The sequence below is a fragment of the Brucella pecoris genome (assembly GCF_006376675.1).
Lineage (GTDB): Bacteria > Pseudomonadota > Alphaproteobacteria > Rhizobiales > Rhizobiaceae > Brucella > Brucella pecoris.
Genome location: NZ_VEWK01000013.1, coordinates 63,534 through 79,804 on the forward strand (window position 1 = coordinate 63,534; position 16,271 = coordinate 79,804).

Sequence of the window (16,271 nt, forward strand, 5' to 3'; positions counted from 1 at the left end):
TAATTATAGAACATTCGTCGCCATCGTGGCGCAATCTAATCCTGCTCATATCAAATGAAGCAGGCGGATGTAAACTGCCTAACGCATGTCTTCCAAAAGTGGAAACCGGTTTTGGGAATAAAGACATGCTCAAGCAAAATGTTAAAGCGCGTCGCGCTTTAACACGCTGTCAACGCACCCAAAAAGCGCGCGTGAACAGGATATACACGGTAACGAGCTCCAGACGCCCGGCCAGCATCAGGAATGAAAGCACCCATAAGGCAGGGTCCCGGATGGTTGAAAAATTGCCAACGGGGCCGATGGTGTCGCCCAAACCGGGGCCAACATTGGAAAGCGCGGTCAGGGCGCCGGTGAAGGCCGATACGAAGTCAAGCCCGAGTGAGGCGAGCAGTACCGCGCCTGTGACGAGCGAAGCGCAGTAAAGGAACAGGTAGAGGAGAACATTCTGCGCAATGTCACCGGAGACTTCTGAACTGCCGTAACGAATCTTGATGACGGCATGGGGCATGATGAGGCGGGCGAGATTGGCCTGCGTCAGGCTCCACAGGATGATAAGACGGTTCATCTTGATGCCGCCCGATGTTGAACCGGCACAGCCACCCAGAAACGATGCGAGAAAGAAAATTCCAATCGCTGGCGGTCCCCAGAGCGAATAGTCCTCAGTGGCATAGCCTGTCGTCGTCATGACCGAGACGAAATGAAACGAGGCCGAGATCAATGCTTCGCCGAAAGGCACATTGGAACCGAGCCGCAGGACCACTGCGAGCGCGAAGCTGAAACCGATCACGATTGTGAAGAACAGCTTCACCTGGGGATCTGCGAGCAGTTCCATGCGACGTGGCATGAAGGCTTTGATGTAAAGCACGAAGGGTAGAGCCGAGAGGGCCATGAAGATCGTGGACACGACCAGAAGCAGCCGGTTTCCTTGATAAAAGCCGATTGAACTGTCGTGGGTGGAGAAGCCTGCTGTGGCGACGGTCGTCAGGCCATGATTGATGGCATCGAACACACTCATGCCGACGGCAAAATAGGCGATGATACAGGCAGCCGTCAGGCTGAGATAAGCAAGCACGATGCCCAGCGCGATCTGGTTCATGCGCGGCAGGATTTTTTCCGACTTGTCGGAGTTCTCCATGTGGAAAAGCGCGAGTCCGCCTGCACGCAGAGAGGGCAGCATCAGCAAGGCCAAACCGATAAAGCCGACGCCCCCGATCCAGCAAAGAAGCGAGCGCCATAAAAGGATGCCACGCTGCATATGGTCGAGCCCCGTCAGCGCGGTCGCGCCTGTCGACGTCACGCCTGACATGGCCTCGAAGAACGCCGTCGCATAGCTGATCGGCAGATGCGAAAAATAAAGCGGGATCGAGCCGAGAAAGCTTGCGGTCATCCAGAGGCAGACCGTCAGCAGAAAGCCGAGGCGCGGGGTGAAGCGCATGGTCTGGTTTTGCGTGGCAAGCAGGATCAGAGCAGAGAGCGCGCCTGTTGCCGCAGCCGAGCGCACGAAGATCAGCCAGTCGTCACTTCCGTCGCGCAGGTCGATGGCCGCAGGCAGAAGCATGGCAGCAGCCATGATGAGGCCGAAGCGCGCGCAGATATTGGCGACTGTTTTATAGATGGCGGCTGGCTCCGAGGTTGGGCGAATTGTCTCTTATATGATGTTTGTTTAGCGTGAGATCGATCCACCCGCAACGTGTGGCTATCAAAGGGTTTGCTTAAAGGTCACAAGCTGTGGCTAACGCACAGCAAATCCCTGTCAAACCTTGCAAACATTCAGGGGCAGACCTACTTTGGCCATAAGGTCGGGGCATTCGCCGAACTGGACGCAGAAGCGATTCCGGTGAGTTGAAACCCGCTGCTTTAAATCGATTTTAAAGTGCACCCCAAAAGTGTGGAACGGTTTTGGACAAGGTGCCGAAAAGACAAACGTGCGAAAACAGACATAAGGAGCGTCGATCTGGCTCGATCAGATCAAAACGCTCCGGGACCGGAGAGAACTTCATGTCACAGCGTCATGCGCCAGTCATCGTCATCGGCTCAGGTCCTGCTGGTTATACTGCAGCGATTTATGCCGCACGCGCGATGCTGAAACCCATCATCATTGCCGGGCTGCAGCAGGGTGGCCAGCTCATGATCACCACGGATGTGGAAAACTATCCGGGCTATGCCGAGCCGGTGCAGGGGCCATGGATGATGGACCAGATGGCGACGCAGGCGCAGAATGTCGGCGCTGAAATCGTCCATGACATCATTACCGAGGTCGAAACCACGGTACGACCTTTCCGTCTGAAGGGTGATTCCGGCACGATCTATACCTGCGATGCGCTGATCATCGCGACGGGCGCACAGGCCAAGTGGCTTGGCCTCGACAGCGAACAGACCTTCATGGGCGGCGGCGTTTCCGCCTGCGCGACCTGCGACGGTTTCTTCTATCGCGGCAAGGATGTGGTTGTCGTCGGCGGTGGCAATACCGCTGTCGAGGAAGCGCTTTATCTTTCGCATATCGCCAAGAGCGTGACGGTCGTACATCGCCGTGACGGTTTCCGTGCAGAAAAAATCATGCAGGATCGCCTGCTTTCGCGCCAGAATGTCTCGGTTGTCTGGAACAGCGTGATCGACGAAATCCTCGGTACGCAAGCAAAGCCGCCGATGGGCGCAACCGTGACCGGCGTGCGCCTCAAGAATGTCGTGACGGGCGAGACGCAGGAACTCGACACGCATGGCGTTTTTGTCGCCATCGGCCATGCACCTGCGGTTTCTTTGTTCGAGGGCAAACTCAAGCAGAAGCCAAACGGTTATCTCTGGACGGCGCCTGATTCGACGGCCACCGACGTTGCGGGCATTTTCGCTGCGGGCGACGTCACGGACGATATTTATCGGCAGGCTGTGACCGCCGCCGGTATGGGGTGCATGGCTGCTCTTGAAGCCGAGCGCTGGCTCGCCGCACAAGAACCGCTGCACGAAGCTGCGGAATAGAGCCTTTCCGAGCCAAAAGTGTGAGGCGGTTTTGCGTAAAGTGAATGCGGTGAAAACAATGAGAGGGGATAATCGTGGTCGCTCCGCTCGACTGGGATAAACTGCGCATTTTTCATGCTGCGGCTGAGGCTGGGTCGTTCACCCACGCAGCCCAGACATTGCATCTGTCGCAATCGGCTATCTCACGGCAGGTGAGCGCGCTGGAGCAGGATGTCGGCGTCCCGCTGTTTCATCGTCACGCACGCGGTCTGATCCTGACCGAGCAGGGCGAAACGCTTTATCGCACGGCACATGACGTGCTGATGAAGCTCGAGAACGTTCGCTCGAAGCTTGCCGAGAGCAAGGAAAAACCGACAGGCCGTCTCCGCGTGACGACGACTGTTGGTCTGGGTTCCGGCTGGCTGGTCGAGCGCATTCAGGAATTCGTCGAGCTTTATCCCGATATCCAGCTCCAGCTCATCCTCGACAATGAGGAACTGGACCTGACGATGCGTCATGCGGATTGTGCCATCCGGTTGAGACAACCGCAGCAGCCGGATCTGATCCAGCGTCGGCTGTTCACGGTGCATATGCATGTCTATGCATCGGCTGGGTATGTTTCGAAATATGGCAAGCTGAATTCGATCGATGAGATCGACCAGCATCGCGTCGTCACTTTCGGTGAACCGGCGCCAAGCTATCTGACAGGCCTGAACTGGCTGGAAATTGCCGGACGCGCCGACGGCAGCACACGTATTCCGGCGTTGCAGGTGAACAATCTGCTGTCGATTCGTCGCGCTGTTCAGCGTGGGGTCGGTATCGCCGTTCTGCCCGACTATATGGCCGACAAGGAATCGGGTCTGGTGCAGCTTCTGCCGGAACTGGAAGAAATACCGTCCTTCGATACGTTCTTCTGTTATCCGGAAGCTTTGAAGAACTCTGCGAAACTGCACGCCTTCCGCGACTTCCTGTTCTCGAAGGCCCGCAACTGGACCTATTGATCGTATCTTATGCTTCATCAAAAGGCCGCGCTGACTGCCAGCGCGGCCTTTTGTTTTTTGGTGATGGCTGATTACTTGCGCGGCAGCAGGCGCTGAACTTCCTTGGAGGCATCGGCGAGGGCGTCTTCCGGCGTGGCGGACTGCTCAACGACGCGCGAAAGATTGTCCACGATGGTCTGCGTTACCTTGACGCCGTTCGAGCCGGGGAAGGCATACCAGGGGATCATCAGCGACATCTGGTTGAGGCCGGCCTTGAAGAGCGGATTTTCCTCATAGAACTTGCCGAGATATTCGTCCGACTTTGCAGCCAGTTCGTTGTTCGGCACGTAGCCGGTGCCGGGAACGACAACGGAAGCACCGTAAGGACCGGCAGCAAACTTGGCGAATTTCCATGCCGCATCGATCTTGGCCTGATCTTCGGTCAGGATAACAACCGCATTGCCGCCGGTTGGCAGGCGACCCTTTTCAGCGTTGATGAGCGGGATTTTTGCCGTGCGAAGATCGAACTTGTCGCCGACATTCTTGATTGTGTTGCGCAGTGCACCCGTCGTCTGGAACGAGAAGCCGACTTTGCCAGCCGCGAAAGCCTGCTCGCCCGCCGCCTTGGTCAGAACCGGCATGCCGCCTTCCTTCACCATGCGGTCGACCAGCTTGAAGGCTTCGAGACCTTCCGGACCGTTGAAGGCGACCTTCTTCTCGTCTTCGGTCAGCATGGTGCCGCCCGCGCCGAACAGAAGCGCGGAGAACATCCAGTCGTCACCCTGCCAGCGGAAGTCGATGCCCTCATTGCCGTTGCCGAGGGCCTTGATCTTGCCGCCGAGCTCAATCACTTCATCCCAGGTGGTGGGCGGAGTGTCGGGATTGCCGCCCGCCGCCTTCAGAAGATCGGCATTGTAATACATGATCGGGTTGGAGGTTGCGAAAGCAAGGCCGACTTGACGGTCGCCGACGCGCGCCAGGCTCAGAAGATGATCGGTGAAACCCTGCGCTTCCATGTCGGCTTCTTTTTCGACCAGCGGCTTCATGTCGACGCCGATATTTCGCTCCGCCAGAACACGCAGGCGGTTCAAACCGGTGAAGGTGATGTCCGGCATTTCCGATGTCCCGGCCTGACGCATAATCGTCTGGATGCCTTCTTCGTAGGTTGCCGACGGGCTGACAAAGTTGATCTTGATGTCCGGATTTTCCTCCATGAATTTTTTGGAGATGTCGGCCATGACATCCTTGAAAAAGCCCGGCATCGGATAGTGCACGTTCAGTGTCGTGTCGGCAAAGGCAGGCGAGCCGAGGCCTGTTGCCATAGCCAGAGCGGCAAATGCGCCGGAAAAGCGTTTCATGTTTGAACTCCTGTGGAGGATGGGAGGGACGAATTCAGCCCTTGAGGCCGGTGAGGGTAATGCCTTCGATGAAGCGGCGCTGGGCGGCGAGAAATGCCAGCAGCAGAGGCAGGGTGATGACGAGAGTTGCGGCCATCAGCGCCCCGTAATCATCGCCTGCTTCCGCAGCGCGGAAATAGAGGAGGCCAAGCGGCGGCGTGGCGCGTTCCATGCCGTTGACGACGATCAGCGGCCAGAACAGATCGTTCCAGTGCGCGACAACCGAAAAGATCGAAAAGGCGGTAATCGCAGGCCAGGCATTGGGTACGATCACTCGCATCACAATGCCTGCTTCCGACATGCCGTCGAGACGCGCGGCGCTGATCAGATCGTCCGGCATGGCGCGGAAGAACTGCAGAAACAGGAATATGCCGAAGACCGAAATGAAGAACGGGGCGCTGAGAGCAAAATAGCTGTTGAGCACGCCGAGCTGGTTGAAACCGACATAAAACGGCAGTGCTGTGGCATGGATCGGCACAAGCAGGCCGAGCATGACCATCATCATCATGGCGCGCTGGCCGCGAAATTCTAGCTTTGCCATGGCATAAGCGCAGGGAATGGCGACCACGACCTGAATGACCAGAACCAGTGCACAGACGACCACGCCGTTAAACAGCAAAAGCCCCATCGGCACACGGTTGAATGCCTTGGCAAGATTGTCCCAAAGTGCCCAGTTGTGCGGGATCAGCGACAGGGAGGACGAGAAAATATCCTGCTGCGATTTTGCTGCCGTCGACAGCATGAAGATATAGGGCGCGAGGAAAAGCAGGGCACCCAGTGAAAGAATGCCGAGGCGAAGCGAACGGGCGAAAGACATACCGGATTCCTCAATAATGGGTGCGGCGGTCCAGCACGCGGAATTGCAACATCATCAGGATCACGAGAACCGCGAGAAAGATCACCGTCATTGCCGAGGCATAGCCAACGCGCAGATAGACGAAGCCTTCCTGATAGATGGTCCAGAGCAGGACTTCGGAAGCCTTGTTCGGGCCGCCTTCGGTCAGCGTCTTGACCGTCTCGAACACCTTCACAGCATTGATGATGCTGATCGTCGTGACAAAAAGCGTGGTGGGGCCGAGCAAGGGCCATGTGACCAGCCGGAAGCGCTCCCAGCTATTTTTCACGCCGTCCACTTCGGCTGCGGAATAGAGTTCTCGCGGAATGGCGGTGAGACCGGCCAGAAACAGCACCATGTTAAAGCCGACGCTCTGCCAGATGCCGATCAATGCGAGGCTGAACAGCACCGTTTCGCTGGAACCGAGCCAGTTAGGACCGGCAATGCCGATCATGCCCAGCATGGCGTTGACGGGGCCGAGTGTGGGATGCAACAGATATTGCCAGACGGTTGCCATGGCAACGAGCAGAGATGCCACCGGCAGAAAGTAGACCGTGCGGAAGAAGGATTTGCCGCGAACTTCGCCTTCGATGAGGAGTGCCACGCCGAGGCCGAGAAAGACGGAAGCGGGTGCCACGATCGCGGTATAAATTGCGGTGTTCTTCAGCGAGATCAGAAACGTCCGGTCGCTGAACAGTTCGGCATAGTTTTCCAGTCCGATGAATTCGAAACCGTCATAACCAAGCTCGAAATTGGTCAGGCTCCAGAAAATGACGGCGGCAGTCGGCAGGAGGATCAGGAGCACCGTTAAAATGATGGCCGGAGCTGCCAGTTTCCAGGCAAGCCGTTCCTCGCGGCGCCGGGCTTCTTCGGCCGCCGTGCGTGCGCTGCTGGCTGCATGGCCGGATAGCGTTATATCAGACATGAGCGGCAGCCTTTGCCGGAGATGCGGTTCTGACGATGTTCCCGGCGGGCTGGCGCAGGCGCAGACCGTCTTCTCCGAAGAGGTGGGCGTGGCTCGCATCGAAATGCAGGCCCACGGGCAGACCGACGGCGATGTCACGGGCTTCTTCGGGCGCAAGTTTCACGGTGAGGTCCTGCGGGGCACCGGGAGCCTTGAGGAAGACGAGCACTTCCGAGCCGAGAAATTCGATCCGCGAAACCTCTCCCGCAATGCCTGTCTTGTCGTGCAGCTTGAGCTGGAAATGTTCCGGACGAATGCCGATGCGGATAGCGGTGCCGGAATGAGCGACGACGTCCTGCAGGATGGCACGGCCTGCAAAATGCACCACGCCGTTATCGCTGACCAGTGCTTCCAGAATATTGATGCGCGGCGTGCCGATGAATTGCGCGACCTCGATATGGCGCGGATCGTTATAGATCGCAGTCGGCGTGTCGATCTGGAGCAGTTTGCCGCCCATCATCACCGCTACACGGTCGGCCATGCTGAGTGCTTCGGCCTGGTCATGGGTAACGTAGATTGTGGGGACACCGGCGCGGCGATGCAGTTCGACGATTTCCGCACGGGTGTGAACGCGCAGATTGGCATCGAGGTTCGACAGCGGTTCATCCATCAGGAATGCGCCGGGCTGGCGGACGAGCGCGCGGGCAAGAGCCACGCGCTGGCGCTGGCCACCGGACATCTGGCCCGGCTTGCGGTCGAGCAGGTGGTCGATCTTGAGGCTCGTTGCCGTTGCCTTGACCTGCTTCTGGATGGCGGCGCGCTTGCTGCGCTGGCCGGGAATGAAAGCGCCGATCATGGGCAGGCGTTCCATTGCGGTCAGATCGCGCATTGCCAGCGGCACCGCGATATTCTGCGCCGTCGTCAGATGGGGATAGAGCGCGTAGGACTGGAACACCATGGCGATGTTGCGGTCTGCGGGGTGAGCGCCGGTTATGTTGCGCCCTGCAAGCTCCACCCTTCCTTCATCCGCATGGTCGAGACCGGCCAGAATACGCAGCAATGTGCTCTTGCCGCAGCCCGATGGACCAACGAGGGCGATGAATTCACCTTCCGCAGCCTCGAGAGAGATGCCATCGAGAATGCAATTTCCCCCGTAGGATTTGCCGATGTCACGAAGGACGAGCGTGCTCACTGGCTTGCCTCCTCGGTGACTTTTGCGCCGTCGCCGGTGTGGTGGGGATAGACCTCATGCACTACATCATCGATGACATACGGCGTCAGTTCATCGATGCGGACGATGCTGCTTGTGGCGACTTCATCGAGATCGTGAATGGCAGCGCCGAGGATACGCTCGCCGGGTAGGTCGCGTTCCATCGGTCCTACGATGAAGGCGGCGGCAGGCGCCCAGACGTAATTCGTGCCGAAAGCATCGCCCGACCACGCACGATGCAGGTGACCGCTGGCATGAAGCTGCACATTATACTGCGCGAAAAGATCATAAAGGCGTTGGCGTGGGGCAGGGCGAATGCCCCAATAGCCGCTGTCGCCTTCATCTGGATCGTCCACAAAGAGCGGCTTGTGCGCGAAGACGGCGACGGGCTTGCCGTCACTGTCTTTCAGTTCGTCTTCGAGCCACTGAAACTGCTCTTCTTCTTCGGCTTCACCCGATCCGATAATCAGGCTGTTGAGGCCGACAATGCGCCAGTCGCCGAAATTTTCCGCCCAGCGATCCGGACCAACATGACGGCGCCAGCGCATCAGGCGTTGCGCATTGACCGGCTGATGGCTTTCGGGAAGATGGCCGATATCGTGGTTGCCCGGAAGGCTGAGAACGCGTGCTGGAAGATCGTTCAGGCAGGCACGGCAGAACAGAAGATCCGCCTCCACATCGGCGCCATCAACCGTCAGGTCGCCAGTGTGGATGATGAGATCGGGCTTTTGCTGATCGATCCAGGCAACGAGCGGTTCCCAGTTGCGATTGAAGTGCGGCTTGATGGGGCTGAGATGGGTATCTGTAATCTGAACGATCCGCACGGGTACGCTCCTTCTCGGGTCTGTCAATTATCGCCGCGGTTTTTCAAGCGCTGCTCATCCGCCAGACGCGTCATGCGCGGCGTCTTGCCGGGGCTTTTAGGCTCGTTGTGTGACAGGCCCGCTGCACTGCAGTGACAGTTGCATGACATCTGCTTTGGGCGACTCAGGGAAGGTGATTTGCCAATTTTGGAGGCATCGCATTTTTGCCGATGCTCATCCTTTAGGCGGCCGATCTGCACATTATAATATTACGAAGTAGTTCGAATGCTTTTAAACTATTGTTTTCATTTAGTTTTTACATTGAATCTAGTCATGCGTAAAACGCATAGCTGCATTGCGATAAAGCCGCATTGCAAAAACAATGTGCACGAGGCATATAAAGATCATCTCAGCGCTGCGTTTCCTCCTCCCATTTGCGCAGGCTGAGTGTTCCCCTCTGGAGGTTTGCCTCAAAGGCACCTTCAAAACTCAAAGCCAGACATTTGTCTGGCTTTTTTTTTGGCTTTTCGCCAGAGCGCAAGTCGTCCCGAAATCTGGATATGAAAAAGGGGCCTTTCGGCCCCTTGGTCATTCTGTGGTTGAAGTGTTTAGCGCAGGCTTGCGCAGAAGCGCTGGATGCGGGTGCAGGCTTCTTCGAGCAGCGTATCCGACGTTGCATAGGAAATACGGAAGTTCGGTCCAAGTCCGAATGCCGAACCGTGAACAACGGCGACGCCTTCGGCTTCGAGCAGCTCGGTGACGAAGTCTTCGTCTGTCTCGATGACCTTGCCAGCTTCCGTCTTCTTGCCGATCAGGTCAGCGCAGGACGGATAGACGTAGAAAGCACCTTCCGGCGTCGGGCACTTGATGCCTTTGGCCTGGTTCAGCATCGATACGACCAGATCGCGACGGGCCTGGAAGATCTTCTTGTTTTCCGGGATGAAATCCTGGGTGCCGTTGAGTGCTTCGACTGCGGCCCACTGTGCGATGGAGCAGGCGCCCGAGGTCTGCTGACCTTGAACCATATCCATGGCCTTGATGAGCTGCAACGGTCCTGCTGCATAGCCGATGCGCCAGCCGGTCATGGCATAGGCCTTCGACACGCCATTCATGGTGAGCGTGCGGTCATAAAGCGAAGGCTCGACCTGAGCGGGCGTCGTGAAGACGAAATCGCCATAGACCAGATGCTCATACATGTCGTCGGTCAGGATCCAGACCTGCGGATGACGAACCAGAACGTCGGTCAGGGACTTGAGTTCTGCTTCCGTGTAAGCCGCGCCGGTCGGGTTCGACGGTGAGTTGAAGATCAGCCACTTGGTCTTCGGCGTGATGGCCTTTTCCAGATCGGCGGCGGTCAGCTTGAAGTTGTCTTCGATCTTGGTGTTGATGAAAACCGGGTTGCCACCGTTGATCGCTACCATTTCTGGATAGCTGACCCAGTAAGGGGCGGGCACGATGACTTCGTCGCCGGGGTTCAGCGTCGCCATGAAGGCGTTGAACAGGATCTGCTTGCCGCCGGTGCCGACGATAACCTGTTCCGGCTTGTAATCGAGGCCGTTTTCACGCTTGAACTTATCAACGATGGCCTGACGCAGTTCAGGAATACCGGCAACGGGCGTGTACTTTGTTTCGCCGCGATTGATCGCGTCGATGGCAGCCTGCTTGATATTTGTGGGCGTGTCGAAGTCGGGCTCGCCCGCACCGAGACCAATCACGTCCTTGCCCTTGGCTTTCAGTTCACGTGCTTTCTGGCTGACCGCGATGGTCGCAGATGGCTTTACACGAGAAAGGGCGTCGGCGAGAAATGCCATGATAGATCTCCATAGATGGCAGGCTCTGTTAACCGGCACCGGGCGCGTCCGGTTTTGCGCGTTTTCTATGTCGCATCGGCGCGGGAAGCGCAACAGATGGATTGTGATTTCATCGGCAATTGCTTGATTTCGCGAAAATGTGTTGCCGAAACGAACAGATCGATCAGCAATGCTGACATATTAACGCAAGGAAACTGATTGGATCGGGCGATGTTGGGCTCTATCCCGCCATCAGGTCGTGCAAACTGCGCGTGGCCATGACTTTGTAGGCCGTTATCAGTGCATCGCATTCATCCTCCGGAACCTCGACTGCGATGCGCATGGCGGATTCGCCAAAATGCATCAGCAGGAAAGCGGACTCGTCCAGTAGTGCCGGCTCTTTGTCGGGGGCGATTCGGCGGATCGTATCGGCCAGCAGTTGCCCGTTCTGCCTGCTTTCGGCAATCTCCAGCTTTGACAGTGATTTGTCGGTTTGTGTGGCCGACCATATGTCGCGCATTGCCGGTTCCAGCCGCATCAGGGCCAGATACTCATCGATCAGTGCGTTGAACGCGACAATCAGCTCGTCGGCTGAATTGGCCGCCGCAAGTCCTTCCGCGATGCATTGGCGCGATTGTGCGTTGCAGCTTTCAAACAGGTAGCGGATCAGGGCGCTTTTATCGGGGAAATACTGATAAAGCGCACCAATCGAAATACCGGCCTGTTGGGCGATCTCGCTCATCTTGAGGCTGTCGCTGCCTTTAGCGGCGATCAGCGCCGTGGCGCATTCGGCGATGCGGCGGATCTTCTCCTGCGCGCGGCTCTGACTGGGCGTACGACGCAGGATCGGCGCGCTGATTGTCTCTGCTTGCTTGGCGGAATTCTGCTTCATGATCGACTCACATTTTTCGCTCTTGACAGAATATGAGGATTGCTCACATATTGCAAATATGAGGGTTACTCATATTTTGGGAGATGAAGAATGAGTATGGATCGGAATGACCGTTATCTGGTGATTGGTGCTACCGGCAAAACCGGTAGGCGCGTCGCGGAGAAGCTGCTGGAGAAGGGGTTGCCTGTTCGCGCCGTATCGCGAAGCACCGAAGTTCCCTTTGACTGGAACAACCAGTCCACCTGGGCTGCAGCGCTTGAAGGCATTACTGGCGCCTATGTCACATATCAGCCGGATCTGGCTTTGCCCGGTGCCGTGGATGTCATCCGCGCATTTCTTTCGGCGGCGAAGAAGGCAAGTGTGAAGCATATCGTGCTTCTCTCCGGGCGCGGCGAGGAAGAGGCGGAAGCTGCGGAACAGGTTCTGCAAGCTTCCGGGCTGGACTGGACCGTGCTGCGCGCTAGCTGGTTCATGCAGAATTTCAGCGAGAATTACATGCGGGACGAGTTGCTTTCCGGCTCGCTGACCTTGCCTGTCGCAGGGACGAAAGAGCCGTTCATCGATGCCGACGATATTGCCGATGTTGCGGTTGCCGCTCTTACGGAACCCGGCCACCGTAATAGGCTCTATGAACTGACCGGCCCGGAACTGTTCAGTTTCAACGAGGCGGTAAGCCAGATTGCCAAGGCTACAGGCCGGGAATTGTCATTTCACCCGGTTTCGTTCGCTGAATATGAGGTGGTGCTGCGCGAGCAGGCATTGCCTGAAGATGTCATTACGCTCTTGCGCTATCTTTTCACCGAGCTTTTCGATGGCCGCAATGCCAATGTGGCACATGGCGTGGAGGAAGCTCTCGGACGAAAGCCGCGCCGGTTTGCGGATTTTGCCCGCAAGGCTGCCGATGAGGGCATATGGGAGGGACGATCATGACAATGAGTTTTCAACTGCTTGTGCTACTGACGGCGTGGGGTAGCGCCATTACAGGCGGCATCTTCTATGCGTTCTCAAGCTTTGTGATGGCCGCACTGGCACGCATTCCGGCCAATGCAGGCATAACAGCGATGCAGTCGATTAATATCACTGTCATCAACGGTACGTTTTTTGCCATGTTCTTTGGGACGGCGCTGTTGTGCCTGGTGATTATCGTTCTGGGCTTGATGGGCATCGGAAGCCTGTCGAAATGGGCGATGATCGGCGCTGCCGTTTATCTTGTTGGCACTATCGGCGTCACGATGGTTTTGAATGTGCCGCTGAACGACCAGCTTGCGGCGATGGATGCCAATGATGCCGCATCGGCGGAGGTCTGGCTGGCTTATGTGCGCGACTGGACCATATGGAATCATGTCCGCACCGTGGCCGCGCTGATTGCGGCGCTTATTCTGGGCGCGAGCGCGATGGCAAAGGTCTGAGCAAAAAGCGGACAAACAAAAAAGGCGGGCCCGAGGACCCGCCTTTTCTTTGCCTAGCGGCAAAACTTATGCTGCGACGAGGTTGTCGGCAGACGAACGGCCCGAACGACGGTCCTGTACGATTTCGTACGTGACCTTCTGGCCTTCATCGAGCGTGGCCAGACCAGCGCGCTGAACAGCGGAAATGTGGACGAATACGTCCGTGCCGCCCTGATCAGGCTGGATGAAGCCGAAGCCCTTGGTCGTGTTGAACCACTTAACTGTTCCCGTAGCCATGGGAAATTCCTTTGTAACATTAGTAGTAGAGTAGTCCGTATGCTTCACATACGTCCCTGTGAATCGAATTTATGGACAGGAGATCGTCAGGAAGCACGGCGGGCCGCACGGGTCGCAAAGTCACTTGACCGAAAAATCGATGCACTAACTATATGCGACAAATTTGACCAATACAAGTCAGCTACGTTGCCAGCTAAAGCGTTTTGATCTGATTAGGCCGGGTCGACAGCTTTCGCTGTCCTGTTTTGATACGCATCTTGTCCGAAAACTATTCCATGCTTTCCGGGACAGGATCTAGAAATTGATTTTATTCAGGCTTTTTGCCATTCCGAGTCCCAACTGGTTTCGCGCGCTCGATCGGTCGAGCCAGAACAGCCGGAACAGAATCGGAGCACTTCCGTCGCAAGGCGACATTTCATGGTGATCCCAGGTTTCAGGCGTGGGGCTTTTCAATCGCAGATGGAAGCAGTGGCGGCGGTGAGACTCTGTCTGCCCCTGTTCGGGATAGTTGTAATCGACGGTTTCGAGATGGAGCATCCCTTCGTCATAAAGAAGACCGGTTTCCTCGGCGAATTCGCGATAGGCGGCGGCGAGAATATCTTCTCCCGGATCGACCGTGCCGCCCGGCACTTGAAGCGGTGTTTCAGGAAAATCGGGTTCTTCAAAAACCAGAAGGCGATCGTTCCACGTGGCGTAAATGAGTACTTTGTCGATGGGCAGGGTTGTGACAGTCATGGAATGTTTCCGGCGGGGTTCGCGTTCAGGCCATAATTGCAACGAATGATTTGCGGTAAAACCCGCATATTGTTGTGGGCCATCATGGATGGTTTGCGGGAAAAGCGTGCTGATCTCCTATCTTTGACTTCCACGTGACGTAGATATTCAGCATGTTGCAAACATATCTGCAAAATTGAACGGGCGGATGGGCAGCGAGGCAGGACATGACGTCTGAACCAGACAAGGACAAGACGAAGCAGAGCGCGCCTAAAAAAGAGCGTCGCCGCAGAAAGCCCAGACGCAGTGTCACCGAGCGCCTGCGCAAAAGTTCGGCCAAGCTGATCGGCGGCACTCCCTCACGCGACGGAACCGATCTCTTCTCTCAGGTGTCGATGATGGTAGGGGCTTTTCTGGCCTCGCCTGTGCGCAACACGCTGATTACGCTCGGAACCGGAATTTTCGTTCTCGTCGTGCTGATCGCCGTCGGACAGGTCGCCATCAATCGCTGGAATGAACCCTTCTACGACGCACTCTCCCGTCGGGATTTGCAGGCTTTCTTCCATCAACTGATGGTCTTCTTCGGGATTGCGGGCAGCCTGCTTGTGCTCAATGTATCGCAAACCTGGCTCAACCAGATGTTTGCGCTCAAGATGCGCGAGGGGCTGGCGCGTGATCTGGTGGGACAATGGCTTGTGCCGGGCCGGGCGTTTCGTCTCGCCAATGCGGGCGAGATCGGCATCAATCCCGATCAGCGTCTGCATGAAGACGCACGTCACCTCGCGGAAACCTCGTGCAATCTCGGGATCAATCTCCTCCAGTCGACCGTCATTCTGGTGAGTTTTGTCGGCGTTCTGTGGTCGCTGTCGAGCGGCTTCGTGTTTCATGTCGCGGGCTACAGTTTCTCAATCCCCGGTTACATGGTCTGGGCTGTCATCATCTACGCGGCTTCGGCCTCATGGCTGACATGGATCGTCGGGCGCAGTCTGGTCAACATCAACGCCAATCGCTATGCGCGCGAAGCTGATTTCCGCGCATCGCTGATGCGGGTCAATGAGCACGTGGACGCCATCACCCTGTCGCGCGGCGAAGGGGATGAGAGACGCCGCCTCGATCTGGATATCGATGCGGTTCTGGCTGCTATTCGCAAGATCGTCTTTGCGACCACGCGATTGACCTGGGTGACCGCCGGTTACGGCTGGCTCACCATCGTCGCCCCTATTCTCGTTGCGGCGCCGGTCTATTTCTCCGGAGGACTGACCTTCGGCGGGCTGATGATGGCAGTCGGCGCGTTTACGCAGGTGCACAATTCGCTGCGCTGGTTCGTCGACAATTTCGGGGCGATTGCGGACTGGCGGGCGACATTGCTGCGTGTCGCAAGCTTCCGTCAGGCGGTGTTGCGTATGGACGAGCTCGGTCATCTGGACCGGCAGATCGATCTTGCCACGAACGATAATGACAGGCTGACACTGGATGATGTTTCCATCGCCGCGCCCGATCAGTGCCTGAAACTTTCCCGCAAGGCCTTTTCGGTCAAGCCCGGCGAGCGGGTGCTCGTCACGGGCGGAACCGAGACGCAAAGAACGTTGTTGTTCCGCGCATTGGGCGGGCTTTGGCCATGGGGCGAGGGGCGGATCGGGATGCCGGTCGGCGATGGTGTCGCCTTCATGCCGCGCGCGCCTTATTTTCCGCCGGGCAACCTCAAGGGCGTGATCGTTTATCCGCTCGATATCAAGAAGTTTTCCGAAGAAGACGTGGAAAATGTTCTGCGGCGGGCCGGGCTCGAGCGGCTTTCCACGAGCCTCGACCGCGTTGCGCGCTGGGATCGCGTGCTGACGGACGATGAGCGCCAATGCATCGCCTTCGCCCGTCTGATCCTGCAGAAGCCGGAGTGGATCGTCATCGATGGCGCGCTTGATGGCCTTGATGCCGAAGCCTACGACCGGATTCGCGACATGCTGAACAGCGAACTGAAAGACGCTGCCGTCATTCATCTCGGCAAGCCGCATCTGCATGACGGTCTTTTCACGCAGCAGGTCAATCTCGAAGACGACCCTTCCGGAAAACCTCTGGAGCTTCCAGCCCTGAAAACGGCATAGAAAAAGCCGC

The 16,271-nt window shown here is 57.1% G+C and carries 15 protein-coding genes and 1 pseudogene; 5 read left to right on the forward strand and 11 right to left on the reverse strand.

Annotated features, from left to right (window positions below; genetic code table 11):
• Nucleotides 1-169 precede the first annotated feature (169 nt).
• The gene (locus FIB18_RS20365; protein WP_140022447.1) at nucleotides 170-1,570 is read right to left on the reverse strand and encodes a TrkH family potassium uptake protein; all 1,401 of its coding nucleotides are present in this window, start codon (nucleotides 1,568-1,570) and stop codon (nucleotides 170-172) included.
• Between the two features lie 428 nt (nucleotides 1,571-1,998).
• On the opposite strand from FIB18_RS20365, the gene trxB reads away from it, so the two are divergent.
• A complete protein-coding gene (gene trxB, locus FIB18_RS20370; protein WP_140022448.1) occupies nucleotides 1,999-2,973 on the forward strand; it encodes a thioredoxin-disulfide reductase in 975 nt (324 codons plus the stop codon).
• A 74-nt stretch (nucleotides 2,974-3,047) separates the two neighbouring features.
• Entirely contained in the window at nucleotides 3,048-3,953 is a 906-nt protein-coding gene (locus FIB18_RS20375) for a LysR family transcriptional regulator (protein WP_061345943.1), read from the forward strand.
• A gap of 71 nt (nucleotides 3,954-4,024) precedes the next feature.
• On the opposite strand, the gene FIB18_RS20380 is transcribed toward FIB18_RS20375, so the two are convergent.
• The 8 genes and pseudogenes from FIB18_RS20380 to FIB18_RS20415 form a co-directional block, all read right to left on the reverse strand.
• Complete coding sequence (locus tag FIB18_RS20380) at nucleotides 4,025-5,290, reverse strand: ABC transporter substrate-binding protein (RefSeq protein ID WP_140022449.1); 1,266 nt, start codon at nucleotides 5,288-5,290, stop codon at nucleotides 4,025-4,027.
• A gap of 34 nt (nucleotides 5,291-5,324) precedes the next feature.
• Nucleotides 5,325-6,146 carry a carbohydrate ABC transporter permease gene (locus tag FIB18_RS20385; protein ID WP_140022450.1) on the reverse strand — a complete coding sequence of 274 codons (822 nt, stop codon included), beginning with the start codon at nucleotides 6,144-6,146 and terminating at the stop codon, nucleotides 5,325-5,327.
• A gap of 10 nt (nucleotides 6,147-6,156) precedes the next feature.
• Nucleotides 6,157-7,089 carry a carbohydrate ABC transporter permease gene (locus tag FIB18_RS20390; protein ID WP_140022451.1) on the reverse strand — a complete coding sequence of 311 codons (933 nt, stop codon included), beginning with the start codon at nucleotides 7,087-7,089 and terminating at the stop codon, nucleotides 6,157-6,159.
• Complete coding sequence (locus FIB18_RS20395; protein WP_140022452.1) at nucleotides 7,082-8,260, reverse strand: ABC transporter ATP-binding protein; 1,179 nt, start codon at nucleotides 8,258-8,260, stop codon at nucleotides 7,082-7,084. The genes FIB18_RS20390 and FIB18_RS20395 overlap by 8 nt, the downstream gene beginning before the upstream one ends.
• Nucleotides 8,257-9,102: a metallophosphoesterase family protein gene (locus FIB18_RS20400; RefSeq protein WP_140022453.1), complete on the reverse strand. Its 846-nt coding sequence runs from the start codon at nucleotides 9,100-9,102 to the stop codon at nucleotides 8,257-8,259. Before FIB18_RS20400 ends, FIB18_RS20395 begins: the two co-directional genes overlap by 4 nt.
• Before the next feature lie 383 nt (nucleotides 9,103-9,485).
• Nucleotides 9,486-9,673 (reverse strand): annotated as a pseudogene (locus FIB18_RS25225) (hypothetical protein).
• 16 nt (nucleotides 9,674-9,689) lie between these two features.
• Entirely contained in the window at nucleotides 9,690-10,892 is a 1,203-nt protein-coding gene (locus FIB18_RS20410) for a pyridoxal phosphate-dependent aminotransferase (protein WP_140022454.1), read from the reverse strand.
• Between the two features lie 220 nt (nucleotides 10,893-11,112).
• Entirely contained in the window at nucleotides 11,113-11,763 is a 651-nt protein-coding gene (locus FIB18_RS20415) for a TetR/AcrR family transcriptional regulator (protein ID WP_140022455.1), read from the reverse strand.
• 90 nt (nucleotides 11,764-11,853) lie between these two features.
• On the opposite strand from FIB18_RS20415, the gene FIB18_RS20420 reads away from it, so the two are divergent.
• Together FIB18_RS20420 and FIB18_RS20425 are read left to right on the forward strand one after the other, a co-directional pair.
• Nucleotides 11,854-12,693: an NAD(P)H-binding protein gene (locus FIB18_RS20420; RefSeq protein WP_140022456.1), complete on the forward strand. Its 840-nt coding sequence runs from the start codon at nucleotides 11,854-11,856 to the stop codon at nucleotides 12,691-12,693.
• Nucleotides 12,690-13,172, forward strand: coding sequence for an anthrone oxygenase family protein (locus FIB18_RS20425; RefSeq protein WP_140022457.1), 483 nt, complete (start codon nucleotides 12,690-12,692; stop codon nucleotides 13,170-13,172). The genes FIB18_RS20420 and FIB18_RS20425 overlap by 4 nt, the downstream gene beginning before the upstream one ends.
• Nucleotides 13,173-13,238: 66 nt before the next feature.
• Here the strand turns inward: FIB18_RS20425 and FIB18_RS20430 are convergent, their stop codons facing one another.
• Both FIB18_RS20430 and FIB18_RS20435 read right to left on the reverse strand, forming a co-directional pair.
• Entirely contained in the window at nucleotides 13,239-13,448 is a 210-nt protein-coding gene (locus FIB18_RS20430) for a cold-shock protein (protein ID WP_007875924.1), read from the reverse strand.
• A 294-nt stretch (nucleotides 13,449-13,742) separates the two neighbouring features.
• Nucleotides 13,743-14,183 (reverse strand): NUDIX hydrolase, encoded by a 441-nt coding sequence (locus FIB18_RS20435; protein ID WP_140022458.1) that lies wholly within the window; start codon nucleotides 14,181-14,183, stop codon nucleotides 13,743-13,745.
• A 206-nt stretch (nucleotides 14,184-14,389) separates the two neighbouring features.
• Here FIB18_RS20435 and FIB18_RS20440 point away from each other — a divergent pair, with 206 nt between their 5' ends.
• Complete coding sequence (locus FIB18_RS20440) at nucleotides 14,390-16,261, forward strand: ABC transporter ATP-binding protein/permease (RefSeq protein WP_140022459.1); 1,872 nt, start codon at nucleotides 14,390-14,392, stop codon at nucleotides 16,259-16,261.
• The last annotated feature ends 10 nt before the right edge of the window (nucleotides 16,262-16,271 follow it).